Source organism: uncultured Hymenobacter sp. (genome assembly GCF_964242765.1).
Classification (GTDB): Bacteria; Bacteroidota; Bacteroidia; order Cytophagales; family Hymenobacteraceae; genus Hymenobacter.
Window position 1 is genome coordinate 1 of record NZ_CAXTBM010000045.1, and the last position, 1,454, is coordinate 1,454.

Below are 1,454 nucleotides of genomic sequence, written 5' to 3' on the forward strand. Positions count from 1 at the left end.
ATAGTGAGGTTGGGTAGGGGGGTAGGGGCCGCTATATGTTCCTCGTAGCGCGTCAGGTTCGAGCCCAGGTCGAGGCTGATGATTTTGCGCTCCGTCACGGTGCGGCCGCCCGCGTCCCAGGGCGCGTAGGTCAGCTCAAACACCGTGCGGATGGGCCCGGTAGCCAGCACTTTGTACGTAGCGAAGTTCCTGGAAACGTAAAGCTTACCCCCATCGAGCACGCCGGTGCCGCCGGTGCCCCGGCTGGCGCCCACGTGGTAGGGGTCGTAGCCTTCGCCGGTGTCCTTGTGGTAGGAAAAGGGCGTCCGCACGTGCTGCGCGTACCACTTGTTGATGATGGGGTAGTCCACGCGCTTCAGCCAGCAGTCCATGCCGCTGGTGAGGGTGCCGGCCGGGTCTTTTTTATCGTAAAGCTGCTCAGCATTAGGGCCGTAGGTGCGGAAGGCCACCCGCTCATTTTCCCAGGCAAAATCATCCGTCCGCTCGGGCACGAAGCGGGCAAACGTGGTGACCGGGCTGGTCGGCACTGCCTCGCTGCCCGCCGCCAGCACGAAGGTTTTGCTGCCTCTGGCCGCCACGTCGGTCTGAAACAGCAGCGCATCGGGCTGGCCATCGCCGTTTTCATCCAGCAGCTGGCTCACCAGCAGCGCTTTCGTGCTGGCGTCGCGCACCCGCAGGCTGCCCGCGCTGAGCCGGCGTACGGCCGCCGGCAGCTGCGCCAGGGGTAGGCTGATAGTTTCGGCGCGACGCGCCAGATTCAGCGAATTGCGCACCGTGATGGTGGCCGTGGGGACGGGCACGGCGCCCGTGCCCAGCGCGGCGAGGGGTAGGGCCAGGAGAAGGAATTTCATAAGTCAGATAATATAAAGTGCTGTATGACAGAAGATAAATTCTGCCAATAGAGCTGTTTAGAAATTCGTAAGTCGTCATGCTGAGCTTGTCGAAGCATCCCGCGTGGCGCAGTAACCAACATTCATCTACTGCGCCACGCGAGATGCTTCGACAAGCTCAGCATGACAAAATATACCTTTACGGACTTTCCAGGTACAGCCTCAACGAGCAAAGCAGCGCCTACTTCGGCAGCTTGGCCAGCTCCTTTTGGCTGATGCGCAGCACCGTGCCGTGGCGTGCGCCCGGCGGGAAGTGTATGTGGTCGGAGATGTCGGTCCAGGTTTTCAGGTCGGTCGAAGTCACGGCGCCGTACTTGTGCTCGGTGTACTTGTCGAAATATACCAACCACTTATTGCCCAGTTGAATAGCTGTCGGTCCTTCGGACCAGTACTGGCCCGTGATGGGCGCCGAGGGCGCGCCGTACGGCCCGGCGGCCTGGTCGGCAAAGGCTACGCGCAGGTTTTTCTGCACCGGCTCGCGGGTTTCGTCCTTCAAAAACATGACGAACCGCTGGCCGTCGGGCTGGAGGGCATCGAGGACATCCTGGCCGACCTGGAGGCCGG

At 61.9% G+C, this 1,454-nt stretch carries 2 protein-coding genes; both read right to left on the bottom strand.

Annotated features, from left to right (window positions below; all coding sequences use genetic code 11):
• The coding region (locus ACFE7X_RS17415; protein ID WP_375436965.1) for a DUF4861 family protein at positions 1 to 851 on the bottom strand (851 nt) is incomplete at its 3' end.
• A 220-nt stretch (positions 852 to 1,071) separates the two neighbouring features.
• Positions 1,072 to 1,386, bottom strand: a complete 315-nt coding sequence (locus ACFE7X_RS17420; protein WP_375436966.1) for a hypothetical protein — start codon at positions 1,384 to 1,386, stop codon at positions 1,072 to 1,074.
• Positions 1,387 to 1,454: the final 68 nt, after the last annotated feature.